Origin of the sequence: Pseudomonas sp. FGI182, assembly GCF_000511325.1 — a bacterium.
Lineage (GTDB): Bacteria > Pseudomonadota > Gammaproteobacteria > Pseudomonadales > Pseudomonadaceae > Aquipseudomonas > Aquipseudomonas putida_Z.
In genome coordinates, this window is record NZ_CP007012.1 from 1,555,498 (window position 1) to 1,571,002 (window position 15,505).

General features: G+C 57.9%; 6 protein-coding genes. 2 read left to right on the forward strand and 4 right to left on the reverse strand.

Features of this window, described 5'->3' with window-relative positions; all coding sequences use genetic code 11:
* Nucleotides 1-65 precede the first annotated feature (65 nt).
* The 4 genes from C163_RS07055 to C163_RS07070 all read right to left on the reverse strand — a co-directional run bounded on the left by C163_RS07055 (nucleotide 66) and on the right by C163_RS07070 (nucleotide 10,270).
* The gene (locus C163_RS07055) at nucleotides 66-1,148 is read right to left on the reverse strand and encodes a fimbrial protein (RefSeq protein WP_025338191.1); all 1,083 of its coding nucleotides are present in this window, start codon (nucleotides 1,146-1,148) and stop codon (nucleotides 66-68) included.
* Complete coding sequence (locus C163_RS07060; RefSeq protein WP_025338192.1) at nucleotides 1,145-3,670, reverse strand: fimbria/pilus outer membrane usher protein; 2,526 nt, start codon at nucleotides 3,668-3,670, stop codon at nucleotides 1,145-1,147. The genes C163_RS07055 and C163_RS07060 overlap by 4 nt, the downstream gene beginning before the upstream one ends.
* Before the next feature lie 280 nt (nucleotides 3,671-3,950).
* Nucleotides 3,951-9,050, reverse strand: a complete 5,100-nt coding sequence (locus C163_RS07065; protein WP_025338193.1) for an RHS repeat-associated core domain-containing protein — start codon at nucleotides 9,048-9,050, stop codon at nucleotides 3,951-3,953.
* On the reverse strand, nucleotides 9,047-10,270 hold the full coding sequence (locus tag C163_RS07070) for a hypothetical protein (protein ID WP_025338194.1): 1,224 nt from the start codon (nucleotides 10,268-10,270) through the stop codon (nucleotides 9,047-9,049). Before C163_RS07070 ends, C163_RS07065 begins: the two co-directional genes overlap by 4 nt.
* Nucleotides 10,271-10,522: 252 nt before the next feature.
* Here C163_RS07070 and C163_RS07075 point away from each other — a divergent pair, with 252 nt between their 5' ends.
* Together C163_RS07075 and C163_RS07080 are read left to right on the forward strand one after the other, a co-directional pair.
* Nucleotides 10,523-12,334, forward strand: a complete 1,812-nt coding sequence (locus tag C163_RS07075; RefSeq protein WP_025338195.1) for a hypothetical protein — start codon at nucleotides 10,523-10,525, stop codon at nucleotides 12,332-12,334.
* A gap of 153 nt (nucleotides 12,335-12,487) precedes the next feature.
* Nucleotides 12,488-15,496, forward strand: coding sequence for a hypothetical protein (locus C163_RS07080; RefSeq protein ID WP_025338196.1), 3,009 nt, complete (start codon nucleotides 12,488-12,490; stop codon nucleotides 15,494-15,496).
* The last annotated feature ends 9 nt before the right edge of the window (nucleotides 15,497-15,505 follow it).

Genomic DNA, 15,505 nt, shown 5'->3' on the forward strand with positions numbered 1-15,505 from the left:
CGTTTTTGCATGCCTGATTTTCCGGCGATGCCTGCGCGAACACTGGTGCGCAGGCATCGCAGTACTTAGCGATAACTGATGGTGAAGTCGAGCGCGCCTTTGGCCAGGCCAGGCGTAACCCGGTCGTCGGTCTGGTAGAAATGCGCACGATAGGGCAGGCGGGTCTCAGGGAGTTCGAGTTTTTTGTTGCTCGAGACGTGTTCATGCAGGGGGACGGGAGCCCCCAGATCATCGGTTATCTGGATGCCGATGCCTTTCGCCGTCGAACCATTGCCCAGGCTGAACAGGCCCTTTTTCGGGTCGATCGCCACCGAGCCGTCGGTACCTGTCAGGTAGATGTAGGCGGTGGCGGTGCTCGCTGCGGGGTCGTCGTCGCAGTTACTCAACTTGATATGGAACGGCATGCTGGTTGTGGTGCTGCCCTTTCCCGGGAAATCCGCCACTGTGTGGCTACCCAGGTCCACAGGGTCGGCACTCACGGCATCGCTTTCCAGCGTGCACTGTGCCTGGTGCAGGGTGGCGCTTGCCCGCAGGCGAAAGGCGTCAGGCAAATCCGTGGTGCTGCCATGGGCCAGTTCTTCATCCAGCACGACCGGCCCTGCCGCAATCGGCCCGGTCTTGACCAACGTGACCCTCATGTTTATCGGGCCGATAAACAGAGGGGAGGCCATGGTGGTCATGTTGGTACCGTAGTAAGGCACGGTATTGTCGCCGCTGACCGATCTGAAGTTGTTGTTGAGTTGTCCGGCGAACGGCCAGCCCATCTCGATCACCGCGCCAACCCCTGCGATTCTTGTCCTGACGACCCTGCTGGCCAAGCGCCCGTTGCTCAGTCGCATAGGCAGGTTGTGAACGAATGGAGTGGTGTAATCGACGTGTGCTTCCAGCAGTCGATCGTTGGCGTTGGTGCATTGGACGCGGGTGGTTGATGGGTCGAGCAGCCCGCCAAAGAGTTTGCTGGCGATGGGTTCACCGACTGGCAGATCCCTTGGCACCCATACGTCTGTGAAATCTGCCGAGAACAGCGCGGGGCCAGAGCCGTTCTGGGTGACGCAGCCTGATGCGGCATAGGCGGCTTGCAGGGGAATCAGAGGCAGGCTGGCGAACAGCAGGGCCGTCAGCAGGCGCGGGCGAGTGAAAGTGTTCATTGGTTGTTCCAGTCGGAGGGGGCTTGGCAGCGCAAGGTCTGCATGCGGTAGCCTTGTTCAAGCGGCAAGTTGGCGGGCGTGATATCGAAGCTGCATTGCTGCTCATTGCCTGCGGTCCATCTGGCCAGCAGTTGCTGTTGCTCAAGGTGGGTGGCCACCAGTGCCTGGCCACCTTGGCCGACCACCGCCAGTTCCTGGCCTTGGGCATCGCTGACCTGTGCGCCGAACGGCAAGGGGCGGCCGTCTGCTTGCAACAGGGTCAGCACCAGGCGGTTGACCCGGCGCGCCGCGAATTCCGCCAGTACTACAGCACCGCGGCGTGGTACCACCTGCGTGGCGCCGTTGTCGATTTCGATTTCCGGGTCGAGCTGGTCCAGTTGCAGCACCACGGGGTTGGCCCGGTAGGGGCGCATATAAGGTGCCAGGACATAGCCGTCGCGGTTGGTTTTGCCCTGTTGTGTCTGGCTGACCCCGATCCCGGCGATATCCGGCACATGCACCACGGCGTTGGTTTCGCCTATGAACGGTGCCAACAGCATGCCGCCGCCGTGTGCCAGCAGGGCGCCGCTGGTGCTCAGTGACAGGCTGCGGTAGTCGGAAGCTTCGCTGTAGCCCACGCCGTAGTTGGCGTGGCTGCCCTGGTAAGACAGCGACAGGCTGCCACTTTGTTGAGTGTCGTTGGCCAGCGTGGCCCGGTAGTTCAGGCGCCGTTCGTCGAAGTGGCCGCTGAGGCTGGCGCGTTCGCTGTACTTGCCGGCACTGTGCTGCAGGTCGAACGTGGCGCTGGAGGCATGGGCGAAGTCCAGGGGCAGGGTGATGCCCAGGCCGATGATGCGGTCGTTGCTGTGCGACGAAGTGAGTGATTGCGAGGCAAACAGGTTGAGGCTGATGTTGTGTGGCAATTGCGTGTTGTATTGCAGCTGATATTGGCGCCGTTGCAGGCGGCTGTGCCAGTAGTCGTCTTGTGACAGGGTGAGGCTGAGCGCGCCGGCATTGCCGAAGTGCTGGTACACCGAGGCCTCCACCCGGCTGCGGCGGCTGCCCAGGTACCGGTTGGAGGCGTTGCGCTGCAGGACGGCTTCGTCGTAGTCGCGGTAGCCGACGGTGGAATAGCGGTAGCCGGCAAAGCGCAGGCTGGTACCGCTGTCGAAGGCCTTGCCGTAGCGGGCCGAGAGGCTGTTGCCCTGCACTTCGCCCAGCGCCGGGCCAAGGTCGGTGGTGGCTTGCGTGATGTCCAGCGACAATGCGCCGAGTGCCCCGAAGTCCCGTGCCAGGCCCAGGGTGGCAGCGCGGTAGTAGTCGCCACCGAGTATGCCGGTATACAGCGTGCTGTCCCAGCCGATGCCGCGGGCCAGCGCACCCTGCCACAGCGCCGGTGTATCGGCCTGGCCTGTGCCGTGGTAGCGGCCCAGGGCCAGGTCGTAGCGCCACACGCCGGCACGCATCAGGTTGCTGAGTGTGGAGTAAGGCTGGATGAAGCGGCGCACCTGGCCATCGGCTTCGGTCAGTACCACTTCCAGCTCGCCGCTGCTGGCGCCAACGGCCAGGTCATCGATTTCGTACGGCCCGGGGGCGACGAAAGTGGAGTACAGCGGGTAACCGTTCTGCAGCACCTCCAGCTTGGCGTAGGTTTGCGCTACCCCGCGCAACACGGGGGCGTAGTTCTGCATGGTGTCGGGCAGCATCCCGGTGTCGGAGGCCAGCTTCACACCCTTGAACGGCAGGCTGCGGAAAACCTCACCCTGGGTGAAGGTTTCGCCGAGGGTGAGGGTGCCCCAGCGCGCCGGCAGGTCGCGCTGGGCGTAGGTATTGCTGCGCGTCCAGCGCAGGTCGCCCTGCTGGTTCTCGCGCAGGGCTTGCTGGCTGCGCAGGCGCCAGCCATACAGGTTAATACCGCTGTTCAGGTACAGGTCCTGGCTGTTGCGGCTGCCGCTGCCACGCCGGTTGCTGTGCTGGGCCGAGGCCTGGTAATTGACGAAAGCGACATTGATGCCATCGTCCCAGTGGCTTTCGGCGATGGCGCCGCTGGTGTCGCGGCGCAGGTAGGACTGCGGTATCGACAGGTTCAGGCGCAGCTTGCCGGCATCCAGGTCGGCACTGGCGCCGTCCAGCTGTGTGGCAAGGTCGATGCAGTTGCCTTCGTTACCGGGTTGCCTGACGGCCAGGTGCTGTTCCCGCACACCCACCTCACCCAGCAGTCCGGCGTTCAGGCATGGCACCAGGGCCTGGCCGTCGCTGCTCTCGTTCACCGTGATCTCCCGTTTGCCCATTGGGCTGAGGTTGACGTACAGATCCAGGGTGTAGCGGCCTGCTGCGAGGGGGCGGTGCTCGGCCAGAGCACGCAGGGCGAGGGCGCCGGCATCGGCAGGTTGGCCCGGGCTTTGGCGGATGAAGCCGGGTTCGAACTGCAGATTGGGTGGGGCGGCCACGGCTGGCAGGCTCAGCAGGCTTGCGCCGAGCGCGGGGAGGGGCAAAAAGCGCAGGCGTGACAGCGCCTGCCGGCGTTTGAAGGGCTTGAGCATGACGGATGCCTGGGTTGGACGTTGGAGTGCGGCGGTTAGGCGGTGCCGGCGGTGGCAAGCGAGGCGTGTTTGGCTAGGGCGAGGCGGTCGCTTGGTGGGGAGGGAGGATAAGGAGACGGATGGGGGAGGGCTGTAGGGTTAGTCCGGGGTGGGGGGGGATAAGTCGGCAGGGTGTTTGCTTGAGATCTTGATTTTGCAGCTTGTGAACATGGTGGTGCAGACAGTATCTGCACCACCAGTTCAGGTTTGCTACTTACTATTCAGCTAGTCTAGGAATCGCTTACGGCTTGGCTTTTTGCTTCAGCCGGTTTATAAAATGCGTACGGCTGAGCGTGTCCTCGAATACATTTTTGTATACGGCACCGTTATAATTGGATATAACGACGTTCCCCATTGTGTTTAGGACTCTGGCACCTTGTGGAGGGAGTGGCCGATTGTTCGAATCCACTGTCATATTCCCAAGGTGCTCCTCCGAAGGCGCTTGCGTGCTCGAATGAGTTGAATTCGTATCGTTGTAATCCGCATCCGGTATCAAAGGTGCCGCGTTTTGAGTGCTTTCTCTCCTGTTCGTAACGGTGCCACGATGGGCATTAATTTCGGGGAGATCACTGTTAGTGATGTTGTTCTGCTGTGGCTGTTGTTCACCGCCTGGAGTATGACTCGTTAATTGCACTCCGTTGTCCCCATCTTTCGCGATGTTAGGATTGTCTTTCTTGGCGTTCCTAGCCCTGATCCCGCCTCCGATTGTCCCTAACGACAACAGCAACGTACCGGCTATTGACAGTGCCAAGGACGCGACTACATATTTCTGTTTCTTTTTCGGGTCTTTCGTGAACGCGGCGGTAATCTGCGTAGCCAAAGATCCAACCGATGCGGCTACGCCTACAGCCATCACGCCCATGAGCAGCGGGCCAGCGGCGCCCCCGGTGAGCACGGTAAAGGTGACGGTCAACGCCAAGTTCATCACCAGAACGCCAATGTTCAGCCAGAATTCAACCTTACCTTCCTTCTTCTGTTTCTTCGGATCATCGTTCGATCCCCAGCCGCGGCTGTAATGCCCGGTGGGGTCCTGCCACATCACCGGGTTGCCAAGGCAGTACACGTAAGGGTTGATGCCCGCCACTTCAGGGTCCATGTTGTCCGGGCTGTTGAAGCGCATCAGGCCCGGGTTGTAGGCGCGGTAACCACGCCCCAGCATGTACCAGCCAAGGAACCCCTCGAGTGCTTCGGCATTGAACCCCAGCAGGCCCTGCAGCTTGCCTTCCTGCAGTTCGCCATAGGCACTGTAGGTCACTTCATGAACCTCGTCATTGGCCGCGCATTCAGCGATAACACTGTTGTTGTTACTGGCCATGTACAGGTGTGTTGCGTTGCCGTTGCCCGACTGTTGCATCCCCAGCGGTGCCACGCCGCCATACAGGTACTCGGTAAGCACGCCATCGCGCAGGGTACTGCTGACGCGATAACCCTCGTAACGCCGTTGCTCCTCGGCCTGCGCGCCGTGGCGCACGCCCAGCAGCTGCCCGTGGCCGTCATAGCGGAAGCTGGCCAGGGCCTTGCCATCGGGGGTCGTTACGCTGGTCAGCTGGCCGGTATCCTCGTCGTACACCAGGCTGTTGCCCTGTTCGTCCTTCAGCATGTTGCCGTCGGCGTCGTAATCGTCCTTGGTGAACGTCACCAGTGCCGGGTAATCGGCCGTCAGCGTGTGGCTCACGCTTTTCAGCTGGAAGGGCGAATCTTCGAAGAAATCGTAGAAGGCTTCGTCGATTTCGCCGTCTGCGAACTCGGTCAGGCAGAAGTAGATGTTGTCGTAGTCATCAAATTCAAATGCCTGATTGACGATTTCACGGCCCTTGCTATTGGTCGGCAATACGCTGCCTTCACACCCGTGGTTGTACAAGCGATCACGGTCATCATATTCAAAGGTTTCCGTCAGTACCGGCTCGCCCGCTTTGATCAGCCTGCGGCGGTGCAGCATGTCATCGTCGCGCCACAACTGGTCGATCGTGCGCTCATCGATAATGGTTTCCAGCTCTCGCTTGTCGGTGGTGGTTTCAACACGGCTCAGCTTGAGGGTGCGCGAAGTTTCCCGGCCCCGATGGTCATAGGCTTGCGTGCACAGTAGTTGCTGTTTGTGGGTGGCCTCGGCGCTGTTGGTGGTCAGTGTCTTATGCAACAGGCCAGCACTGTTGTAAGTGAACACTGCCCGCAGCGAGCCTTGAGTGATCGAGGCCAGCCTGCCGAGCTCATCGTATTCGTAGGCCTTTCGGCTGTTGTCGCTGTCGCTGTCGCTGTTCTCCAGCATGCGCCCTTGCAGCGAGGTGAGGAAATCACGCGTGTAGGTTTCGCCCGATTGCTTGTCTGCCCAGCTTTCACTGAGCAGGTAGCCCTGGTCGGTGTAGCTGTAGTTGCGTTTACCTTGCTCGTTTTCGGCTTCGGTAATGTCTGCCGAGGCCATGCTGTACTTGAAGTGGGAAGGCTTCTGGTTTTTCCCCGCGGTGATACGCGTTGGCGAGGTGCCGACCGCCAGATCGTATTCGTAGTTGATAGTACGGCCCGATTTCAAGACCCGTTTTTCCGGCAGCAACCGCGAGCCCAGGTACTCCCGCGTTTCCTGAAGTGGGCCAACGGTCATCGAGACCAGGCGGTCGATGTCGTCGAACTCACGCTCGCACACCGAAAGCCCTTCAGCGTCCCGCTGCGGGTGCACCAGTAGGCTGGTAGCCAGCTCATCGGTACTGTGGCGGGCGAACTTGCGGCTTAGCGCGGAGCCATCGGCGCGGTCGGTGCGCGCCATCCGTCCCCAGACGTCGTACTTGTAACCGGTGGTGCGTTTGTGTTCGGCGCGCGCTGTTCGCTCGCCGCTTGCCGGCACGCCGAAGGTAAAGGTTTCTTCGACGCTACGCCCAAACCCGTCATAGCGGTATGCGCGTGTCGACGCCGCGACGCCTTCTTTGTCCAGCGTTTGCACGTGCTCGGGTTTGTCGAAGTGGTTGAAGGTGGTGACGTTCTGGTTTTTACGCACACCGGGTTGATCCGGGTATTCCTCCCAGGAGGTGACGATATCCCCATCGGTGCCGAACGGGGAGCGTTCGGTGAACACGGTCACCTTGTCCGGGCGGACGGTGGCGCACCGGTTACCCCAGTTGTCGTATCGATGCTCGCTGGTCAGGGCCAGGTTGCGGCCGGGCAGGTGGTCGTAGGTGGTTTCTGTTTCCAGCTGGCCGAAGGCGTTGTACGCGGCCGAGTACACCTGATACGTCTGCTTTTGCCTGCTGCGTGAGGCCACCTCCTCGCATACCCGCTCTTCCTTGACGGTGCGGTTGAGGCCGTCGAACAGCATGCGGCTGATCACGCCCTGGTTGTCTTCGGTTTCCTGATAATTCTGCGCAGCCGATACCACATAGCGATAGTGGACCGTAGCGCGCCGCTCGGCATCGTCCGGTGCGGAGGTTTCGCTGGTCAGCCGATTGCTTGTGTCATAGCTGAAGCGCGTGACCGTGTGGTGAATGTCGACGTTTTCCAGCACCTGGCCTGTCAGCGGATGCTGGCTTTGTTTCGCGACCTTTTTGCTCAGGTTGTGCCCGGTGGTCGTCTGTGTGGTCTGCAAGACATCGCCGAATGCCTTGTGAAGGTCGCGGCTGAACTTCCACTCAAGCGTGGTGGTGGTGTCGGCCAGCACTTTGCCCAGGCTTGTCCCGTCATGCTCGCCATGCAGCGTGGTTTCGCGTTTGCTCATGCGCCCATGCAAACGCGCATTCCCAGGGTTGTCGAGGTAGCTACGCCTGACCGTGCTGAGGGGGCGCAGGGCTTGCGGATTGGACGCGTCCGACAGCACTTCCTGATCGATGGCCAGCCATGTCGAAGCGATTTTGCCGTGTTCGGGCAGGTCGGTACGGCCTTCCAGAACAACCAGCGCTTTATAGGTGAAATCCGTGCGCAGCGGAATCGCCCCTTGTACAACCCCGGCAAGCGCACTCGGGTAGACTGTCTCGCTTTTCACATGTTTCCTGAAGCCGTTAGGCTCGGCAGGGCATCTGTCAGCTTCGCCCGTGGCCTCGAAGTATTCCAGCACGGTGTACGAGCCATCCGCTCTGATTTCCTTGATGAGATTGCCTTCGGGGCTGTATTCGGTGGTGATGCATTCGGAGCGCTCTTTATTGGCATCATCCACCATTCCCCAGGTTGTCTTGACTGTTTTGGCCATCAGGAAGTTGCTTGGCTGATCGTCGAAGGGGGTGCCCAACTCGCCGTGATAGGCTATTCGGGTCAGGGTGACCTCCTTGCCCTGAACACGGGTTTCCAGGGTGGCGCGGTGGAAACGGTCGTACTCGGTCGTGACGATACGGTCGGCCTGGCCCGCACAACGCCGGGTAGCCGTGGACCAATAGCTGTAGCCTGGGTCGACGATGTCGTACAAATTGTCGCGGCCGTTGTTGCGCCAGGTAATGTCGCTGCCGTTGCCCATGTAGTTTTCAGCGGAGTAGTCATAGTCTGTGCGCATTTCAGGCTGGTCATGCCCTGGCAGAACGCGATGGCGCTTGACCCGTGGCAATTTCTTATCGACACCCGGCAATGAATGGCCAGGGTCACCGTCAACGCCATAATCCACGTGTTCCACGGCACCCGTTGGCCAGATCACTCTGGTTACACAGGTTTGTCCATGCACCTCCTTGTACTCGAACTGCCACTGGGTCTGGTCGGGCATGACTACGTGCTGCAGCTGCCGCCCATTGAATTCGAGCACATGGCTGGCCCGTACATCCTCGGCGTCAGGGTAGCGGGTGAACACGGTAGTACCGCCATATGTCACCTCCAGCAGCCGGCGGCCTTTGCCGGGGCCGTCGCGGTGGCCGTCGCGTACTTCAGTCAAGCAGAACCAGCCAGGCGCATTCGGGTTACTGGCATACGTCAGTTCGATCCATTGCCCGGTCGGTGCGTAGATGCGCGTTGGCAAGGCCACACGCTGTTTTCCTTCGCCCATGCTTTCGAGCACTTCGACCACGCCGGTACGGTGCACGACGCGGAAGAGACCTTCACCGTCCTTGTGGAAATGAAAGCTATCGAGTTTCTTCTCGCTGATGCTCTCGATGCCATCCACGGTGAACTGTTCGCCGGTAGACAGTGACAAGGCGCCGCCGCCTTCAGGGTAGGCGTGCTCGACAAAGCGGGTACCGTTCAAGTCCCAGCATTCGCCGTAACCGACATCGCCCCCACCCATTGAGTTGTAATTGAGGACCGGTTTCAGATTGGGCCCTGCGCCGCTGTTGGCGACCAGTTCAGGGATCGTGATGCTTAGCCCATATTGTCCGGTACGTTCTTCGACGCGGTTTTCGACCGCGAAGTTGTTGGCGTTGGAGTGCGCGGCCATGTTGCTCATGGGGTCACCTGTGATTTGGCATTGGTTGGGTAGTACAGCGTGCCGCAACGGTATCGGGTGTAGCCGTTTTCATCGGACTTGTGGGCACGGCCGATCATGACTTCGCCAGCGCTGCAGGTAAAATCGAATTGGTATTCCAATGCACCGTCTAGCCACTCACCGGGCTCTACGATCATCCTGTTCTTTTTGTCATTATCTATTTCGTCTTTATAAAACTCGGCGCAGGTGTAGGTGGTATAACCGTTCTCGTCGCCTTCATGTTTTCGTCCGATCATCACACTGTTTGTCGGGCAGGTGAAATAAATGTAGTCTACCTCTTCTTTTTTGTAGTTCGTGGCTTCTGTGCAGTTTTTGTCCGGTGGCTCGGCACTCACGCTGCTGGGTTTACGTCTGCCGCATTCAGATATGTTTACGGAGGTAAAGCTATTCTTCATCAGGATTTTTTCGGTGCCGTTACCTTTGACTTCGGTGCAGCCGTATGTTGTTTTTTTGTTTTCGTCGCCGATATGCTTTCGGCGAGTCATGACCATATTTTTTTCGCAGGTGACATCGCTATCTTTTTCTTTCACGGTGAGGGTTGTAGTGGCTCCGAGTGTTACGGCTTTCAATTCCGGTGTTTCATCATCGTCCGAAATTTTTATTTCAACACAGCTTAGCCTGCGCGTGATTCGTCCTGCGCCATTGCTGGTTTTTTCGGTAAGTTTGAATCCCACCGACTTCTCATTTCTGTCGTTGACGTAGTCTATGTATTTGCCGGTTTCGAACTCTACCAGCCGGTCAATGCCAATTTCTGGAAGTTGTGACGGATTGCGTGTGGTTTCGAGCCGGATGACAAAGCTCTTGTTATCTTCCGGGTCATCTTCCGTGTAGAAGGTGCTGTCCAGTTCCGTATTGCACAACCAGTCGTCGGTCAGCAGGATTTCTGCTGCGGAGGGAATATCCTGCATGATGATTTCAGTGGGTTGCATGTCATAGCAGTTCCCTGTGCCGATACCACCTCTATCGGCCAGGGAAAGTTTCAATGTCTTGCCGGCCCCGGCAGCGGGGATGTCCACGTTGCACCGACGCTCGCCATGATCGTCCGTGGCCTTTGAAACCAGAGTAAGGGTTCCGGCGTTGGCATGGGGTGCAGCCAAGCCAATAAGCATAAGTGTGAAAACTGGGAAAAGGATTGTCGTTGAAGCGAGGCGGGGCAGGCTTCGCCTTACCGTATGGGTCATGGTCGAGTTCCTTCGGTTTTGAAGAAGTTGTTGGCGCAGGCCGCAAGTGTTTACAACGGCGGGCTGGTTATGCTCAGGCTAAAATACAAGGCGCAGGTTGGCACCTGGCAGAAATGACAGGTATGGCTGCTGGAGCAGCGTGGCTGCGTGTTACCTCTGCATGCCGCTTGGACCTGTTATTTTTGCCAGTAGTGGAAACGAGCCGGCAGGCGTAGAACTTCATTCCGGAACGCTTGATACGGAGTGACAGTAATGAGTTCAACGGCTGATAACAGCCCCATTGCCAGCCTGGGGCAGCGCCCACATTCGAGTAACCCGAAACCCGTTATTGCAGGGTTGACTCAAGACCTTGAAGTGGATCTGGATGCGTTGGGCGGCGCCAATCTCAAGGCCTCTATCCGAGGGGCGAATCTGCAAGCGGGTGACGTGGTGCTTTCCAACTGGCGAGGCCTGGATGCAGAGGGGGTTGCATTTGATCTGGTAGCGGATGGCACAGTGGTAACCGACCCGGATAACGTGATTGTAGAGATAGACAACAAAATAGTGACCGCTGCCCGCGGCGGGTATGCGTTCTTGTCTTATCAAGTCAATGATAGTGCAAGCGATGAGTCGCTACGGCAGTTCTGCTATGTAGGGTTGCGTTCCGCCAGCCGACTGCCAGTGGTACAGGTGTTGCAATCACATGGTCTGGAAATCGTCAAGAAAGACGTACAGCATCTCAACGTGGTGGCAGCAGCTTATCAAGCCATACAAGAAGGTGACAAGGCTAAGCTGATAGTGCGTCGCTTCAGAAGCAATGGCAACGAATTGACGCCGGCGTTCGAAACGCCATTGATTAGCCAACAGAAGTTCAAGGGGGAGCCCCTCGAATGGCTTGTACCAAAATCGGCTTTCAATACAGTCACTACGGGTGGGTATCTGGAGATTGGTTACAAAGTCGAGCTTAAGGACGGCAGCGAACTCGAAGCTTCGCGAGTCCAGAAGTTTATGATCCGTGACGGTATTGACATCGGTACACTACTGCCAGCCCCCCGTGTAGAAAATGGCGGCAGTGACGAGATTGACCCTGGAAATTACGCCAATGGTCTGCCGGTTGCCATTGACGCCTATACGCAGCGTGCTGTTGGCGACTACATGATGCTGGCCTGGGTGTTGGCGTCGGGTGAAGCGCACGTGCAAGTTGTCCGTGTGGATCAAAGCAGCCTGGTGGCAAAGCAGTTTGTGCTGCGCATTGCACATGAATGGCTAGTTGCCAGTTTGGGTGCGGTGCAGGTGTTTTACCAGTATGGTCGTGAAGGTCACTCGCTGACGTCAGAGGTATTGTCGCTGAAGGTTACGAGGCCTCGCCTAACTCCCCCTATGCCCACAGTCAGGGGCAGTTCGTCGACCGGGGCAGCAGACGAATACAATATAAATGCCTTCGATATCAGGAAAAGTGGTGCATACGTCATCATTCCCGCCGAAGCCGACCTTCGCGAGGGTGAAGACTTCGAAGTGCATTGGCAGGGCGAGTCGAACGCGGGGCGGGTGATTATTAAAACCCCGGATGCGGAAGGCCCGCGAGTATTCAACGTGCCGGCTGATTTTGTTGCGGCCAATATGGGTACTACACCTTCGAAACGATTTGAAGTGTTTTACCGGATCGTTGACAGGGAGACAAACCTTTACTGGGAAAGCAAGCCGGTGAAGCTACTGATATTACCCCTGGCAGAAGAAAGATATCAGCTCATTGACTGCCCGGAAGCAAACGCTTCAGGAGAATTGGTGTTGGCGCCAGGTGGTGCAACGCTGACGTTGGCTCCTTGGGCTTTCATTAATGACAACCAGCTGCTGAGCATTCATTTAACCGGTGTGGCGCCTGATGATAGACCTGTGGCGGAAGTTTTGCGGGACAGCGTACCGGTTAGCGAATCGGAGGTTAAGGCAGGTGTAATCGATGCACTTTCTTACGCTGTGCTGGACAAGCTGAAATCGGGTGACAAGTTTTTTGTCTGGGCCAGTGTCAGTTTTGACGGAACTCAATGGTGGAGTTTTCCAAAGCTGGATCTGACACTCAAAAAGTGAACGCTATTCCAAGAACTCCAGACGACTTTTTCGAAAACGAGGCAAGCCTTGGCATGCTACACCGCCGGGTCGTCAACATGATTCGGCCAATACCATTTGCCGACGGAAACACTACATGGCACTTAATTTAACCAAACAATCGAGGGTTTGATCATGGCAGACCTTACAAAAGAACAAATCCTAAAGCGCTTGGCCTCTGGCACTGTCATTAGGGACTGGAGCGCTGTTGGCGCGCTGGCGCGAAGCCACATCAACCTGTTGCTTCGCGACCAGTTCCTGCAGGGGTACACCGACCAGTCGTTCATCGCGCCCATGAGTAGCCAGTTCGACCTGGATGAAGGTGGCCAATTGCGTGGCGAATTCCGCAACCTGGTATTCGGGCCGCCACAGCTTTCATTCGAAGATGCCACTTTGCTCTCGGCGGTTACAACGGTGCGGATGAGTATTCTTTCAGGTGATTATGTGCAGCATGCTCACTTGCCGGGCAGCCCCCCGATTTTGCTGCGGGCCTATAGTGTGGACGAGGCCATGGGGTATGCGGTCAGTGCGCAAGTCGAGCTGAAGTTGCAGCAGAGTGCGAGCGGGCAGTACACCCAGTTGATGCTGGCGCTTTCCGACGCCAGGCCCGATACGCTGGAGTGTGAGCTTGGCACAACCCCTTACGCCTCGAAACAGATTGGCCAGGCGGTATTCAGCCATTGGCTTGAGCAACCCGGCTATCGTCAGGTTTATATCCTGGCCCAGTTCGATCGTGAAGACTACGCGTCGATGTCGCCCATGGGGATCAAGGTATTGACCCAGATGGCGCCCTGGGGAGGCAAGACCGACAAGGCGTCCAAGGACAAGGCTGCCAGCGAAGGCGATGGTGCCGTGCTCTTGCTGATGCAGACGCGCTCGCATTTGCTGCCCGGCACGCTTCCACAGCCAGGTCACGATTTCCCTTTCCTGCTTCCCGGCACGGCCGCGGCAGGTGCCGAGTACTCATGCACACTGTTGCTTGACCCGGTCAACGAGGGGAAGCGCGCCGAGCCGTTGACCCAAGTGTTGAGGCCGGTGCGTATGCCCAATGCACATCGGTACACGTACAGTGCCGGTGACAAGTTCGTGCCGGCCGATGTGGTCGGGTTTGGTCATATCTCGCCCACTGAAGGTACCTGTCGGGTCGAGCCAGGTATCAAGAGTATCGTTGCGCAAGAGACGCTGCCGTTCAAACTCGAAGGCAGCACGCCCGTCGAGGGGTGGAATACGACAAACATCAGGAGCACTGCTGCCAGCGGCACCATCACGCGTGCGGGTGTGTATACGTCTCGCGATGCCGACGCGTTCACAGCGGATAGCCAGATCTCATTGGTGACGGGGCACTATGCCGATGGCAGTGACGGCGACCAGCAACGTGCTGCGTTGGTGATCGAGCATGTCAGGCCGGTACAGATTTCCCCTCGGGTGATGACCACTGGCGCCAATGGAGTGCCGATCCAGCTTGCCGCTTCAAGCGTAGATGGCGGCACCCTTCGCTGGGAAAAGGTCGATACACCGCAATCGCTTCGTGCTTCACGGGGGCCGGAGCGGGCCGGTAACCATAAGAAGCACGACCTTACGGGTGCTTACTCGGCCGATCTGGGAAAACTCGAGGATCTGGGTAATGGGAAGGCCAGGTTTACCCCGGCAAAGATCGAGCAGGGCACCCCTGAAATCCTGTTCCAGGTCATTCGGGCGACGGATACCCGCTCAGGCGCATTTGCCGACGCGACAGTCGTGATCGTGACATGGCCGCAAACCTTGTCTGTCGAACCATTTCATGTATCGAGCTACAAACCGAACGGCACGGTGCCGTTCAGCGTCAAGGTCACCCCCCCTGACCTGACATGGCATGTGTTTGGCGAGGGCGAAATAGGCCAGGACGGTATCTATACGCCACCCCTGGCAGCCAAACTGCCAGTTACTGTGGTCATGGCCGATTGGAACAACCTGATTAGCGGCTACGCGATCATCGAACACCGTCCGGTCGTACTGGCCAGCCCGGCGACCAGTGACTGGGATGACCTTGCTGTTTTCAGCATCGAGTTGCTTAGCCCTGGTGTGTGTTTCGCCAACGGTATGCAGCAAATTGAAGTGCTGATAACCATTAAGACAAAAGTGAATGGGGTGGGAGTTTCGCCGCCGATCAGTGACACAGAACTGGCCAGCCTCAAGTTATTCAACACTGAGGGCGGAAAGGTGATCGAGTTCCTGCCTGCCGGTGAAGAAGGCTTGGAGCCTGATGAACTATCAGAAGATTCCGTGAACGCCGGGACTTGGGCAGTGAGCAAAGACCGTAACCGGGTAGGAACACGGCCGGGGGCCACGCAGGGTGAAACGTTGCCCATGGACGCCAGTACCAGAACCAAGCATTTGTTCTTGCTGACCAACAGTGTGGGGACCCTGTTCGTGGGGGCTCAGTTCACCGGTGACGATAGAATTCCTTACAAATCCACTAGCTATAACGATGGTACTTCGAAAGTCAGGGTGACCGGTGAGGCGCCGCCAGATAAATACACTGAAGATGCCTATACATTCAAGCGTATCCCGGTCAAAGGTTGGGAAGGCGAGAACACCGAAGACTTCGATAAAACCGATGACACCACCGACTACTGGGTACTGGCAGGGGCGAAGAGCGATGATTTCAAGACGCTGAGTTTTCTAAGGCTGAAGTTTGACGACGACAACAAGGTATCGATGATCCGTTGGGAGTCAAACCAGCGCAAAGAGAAGTATTGCAGTTTCACCAGCTTTGCGTTTACGCCATTGAAACCCGCAGTCATGCAATATCCCCAGAATGCCGAAAACCCGGAGGATCCGGAAAAGTACCTGGTGTATGACGGTCTGTTGCAAGCGTTGGTGAAGGCTCAAGTCGGCGACCCTGACTTCCTGGATACTGAACTGGTCGAGAGCGCCAAGCCTGGGCGGGGCGATGTTTGTTTTGCGCTCCATCGGGTATCGAACCTGCCGCTCTTTTATGACAGTGAGAAAGATAAGCGCGAGAAATGGCGAGCGCCACTGGAACGGCCATTATTATTCCGTCTGATGGATCAATTCGGCAATTGGCATCGGCTCAAGGTTGATTTCCACCTTGCCAGTGGTGTGAAAGGTAGCCGCGACAAGCTGTCTTTCTCGGTCCGTTAATATTGATAT